At 70.2% G+C, this 2,632-nt stretch carries 2 protein-coding genes; one reads left to right on the top strand and one right to left on the bottom strand.

Going from position 1 to position 2,632, the window contains the following annotated elements:
* Positions 1-181: 181 nt before the first annotated feature.
* On the top strand, positions 182-1,450 hold the full coding sequence (locus tag DPV74_RS40685; protein WP_119339235.1) for an ATP-grasp domain-containing protein: 1,269 nt from the start codon (positions 182-184) through the stop codon (positions 1,448-1,450).
* Positions 1,451-1,511: 61 nt separating this feature from the next.
* On the opposite strand, the gene DPV74_RS40680 is transcribed toward DPV74_RS40685, so the two are convergent.
* Positions 1,512-2,387 (bottom strand): LysR family transcriptional regulator, encoded by an 876-nt coding sequence (locus tag DPV74_RS40680; RefSeq protein WP_059675392.1) that lies wholly within the window; start codon positions 2,385-2,387, stop codon positions 1,512-1,514.
* Positions 2,388-2,632 lie beyond the last annotated feature (245 nt).

The following is a 2,632-nucleotide window of genomic DNA, read 5'->3' as shown; positions in this document are numbered from 1 at the left end:
GGGCCAGGGCGCCGCGATCGTGGCCGGCGCGGCACACGCATTCGCCGTCGCGGCCGCGCTCGTGGCCGTCTGCATCGTGCTGGCCGCACGCTGGCCCGGCGATGCGCCCGAATCCGGCCCGCGGGCCTGATCCCGCACCGGCCGCCTCCTTCAACCGATCCCACAGCCCAGCGAGGAATCCATGCCGCATCGTTTCATCGATACCGTCCTGATCGTCGACGGCGCGTCGACAGCCGCCTACCTGGCGCCCGCGTTTCGCGCCTACGGCATCCGTTGCGCGCACGTGATCAGCGACCCCGACCTGCCGGAGATCTACCGGAACCAGTTCGTCCCGTCCGACTACATCCGCCAGGTCCAGCATCGCGGCGACCTCGACGCGACGCTCGCGCAGCTGGCCGACCTGCGGATCGGCGCGGTGCTGCACGGCCTCGACGCGGCGCTGGAACTGGCCGACACGCTGGCCGAGCGGCTCGACGTGCCGTACCGCAATCCGCTCGCAACGTCGGCCGCGCGCCGCGACAAGTACGCGATGAACGAGCGCATCCGCCAGGCCGGCCTGCGCGCACCGGCCCACTTCCACAGCACGTCGGTCGACGTCACGCTCGATTGGGCGCGCGCGCACGGCAGGCTGCCGCTCGTGGTGAAGCCGGCCCGCAGCGCGGGCGTGGCCGGCGTGAAGATCTGCCGGACACTCGACCAGGTCGAGGCCGCCGCACACGACGTGCTCGCCACCCGCTCGCTCTACAACCAGCCGAACGACGACATCGTGATCCAGAGCTATTCGGAGGGGCAGGAATACATCGTCGATTCGGTGTCCTTCGAAGGCCGCCATCGGGTGGTCAGCCTGTGGGAAGTGCACCGCGACCGCACACATGCACCGCGGCTCGACAAGATGCTGGTGCTGAATCACGCCGACCCGCGTTACGCGCCGCTGCTCGACTACGCGGCCGACGTGCTCGACGCGCTGGAAGTCCGCTTCGGGCCGACCCATCTCGAACTGTTCGATACGGCCGACGGCCCGACGATCGTCGAGCTGAACGCGCGGCTGCACGGCAGCCTCGATCCGCGGCTGACGAGCGCGGTCAGCGGCGAGAACCATGTATCGGCCGCCGTCGAGGCCGTGCTGCATCCGGAGCGGCTGTTCGGCGAAGCCGCCGCGCCGACGGATTTCCGCGGTTACTGCGGGCACGTGCTGCTGCTGTCGTCGCGCAACGGCGTGCTCCGGCAGGACTTCACCTGGCAGGCGATCCAGGCGCTGCCGTCGTTCGTCGGGCTCAAGCAATGGGCCAAGGTGGGCGACACGCTGCGCGTGACGACCGACCTGCAGACGGCGCTCGGCACTGTCGGCCTCTACAGCCCGACGTTCGAGCGTCTGCTCGAGGATTGCCGGCGCATCCGCGAGATCGAGGCCGACTTCTTCGCGGACGAACGGGCGGTCGAGTCCGCCTAGTGTCTCCGCATGGTGCGATCGGCGCCGCGCATGCGGTGCGGTGCGCTTGCGTTGTACTCCGCTAACGCGCGAGCAGCGCGCCCGCTTGCCGGCCGAGCACCGCGCGCAATGCGTCGAGCTCGGGCAGCGCGGGCGCTTCTTCGGGCGTGACGAGATAGGTCGTCACGTTGTCGAGATCGTCGAACGCGTGCGTCCGCAGCTCCTTGCGCGCCACGTGCTCGGTCGTGATCCGCTTCGGCAGGATCGCGACGCCCATGCCGGCTGCCACGCAGCCGAGGATCGCGCCGAACGTGCCGAACGACGCCACCGACCCGATCGCGATGCCGCGCGCCTTCAGCCAGTGCTCCGCGACCGCGCGATACGGGCAGCCGTCGTGAAACGCGAGCAGCCGCACCGTGTTGTCGGCCAGTACCTGCCGCCGCGTGACGGTGGCCGCGCTCACCAGCACCATCTCTTCGGCGAACGCCGGCTCGTAGCGCAACCCGGGCCGGACGACCGCGCGCGCGGTCAGTGCGGCGTCGATCCGGCCGCGCAGCAGCGCGTCGGCCAGATCCGGCTCGCTGCCGATCTGCACCGTGAGGCCGAGCGCCGGATCGTGCGCCTTCAACGCGGCGGCGAGCGCCGGCAGCCGCGTGGCCGCCGTGCTTTCCATCGAACCGAGCCGGAAGCTGCGCGCGACCGGCGTCTCGCGCACCACCTGCGTCGCTTCGTCGACGAGGCGCAGGATGCGGTCGCAATACGGAATCAGCCGGCGCCCCGCGTCGTTCAGCACCAGCCGCTTGCCGTGCCGGTCGAACAGCGGCGCGTCGAGCGACTCCTCGAGCTGGCGCAGGCGCGCGGTGACGTTCGACTGCGTGCAGCCGAGCCGTTCGGCCGCACGCAGCGCGCTGCCTTCCTGAACGACGGCCCGGAAGGTTTCGAGCAGAGGAATGTTCATATCACTATCTCTTGTTACCGATGCAGTTTATATCATTTTACTTCGCCAATAATCAGGAATAGCCTGACGGATATCCCGTACCGGCCCGCCCCCCTTTCGAGGAAACCGCATGCCATCCGCCGCCTGCCCCGGCTTCGCCGCCGTTCACCACCGGCCCGAGGCGCCCCCGTGCGCACGCTGATTGCCGCGCTGGTGCGGCGCGGCCCGACGGTGCTCGCGGGCGGCGTCGGCCTCGGGCTGCTGGT

The organism is Burkholderia sp. HAN2018 (assembly GCF_024704855.1).
GTDB lineage: Bacteria > Pseudomonadota > Gammaproteobacteria > Burkholderiales > Burkholderiaceae > Burkholderia > Burkholderia cepacia.
Note: the sequence above shows the minus strand (reverse complement) of the source record. Positions and strands in the feature narration are given on the sequence as shown.

Bases quoted from the DNA above. Each gene is read 5' to 3' on its own strand.
- DPV74_RS40685 (WP_119339235.1), top strand. From the start codon at position 182: ATGCCGCATCGTTTCATCGATACCGTCCTGATCGTCGACGGCGCGTCG.
- DPV74_RS40680 (WP_059675392.1), bottom strand. From the start codon at position 2,387: ATGAACATTCCTCTGCTCGAAACCTTCCGGGCCGTCGTTCAGGAAGGC.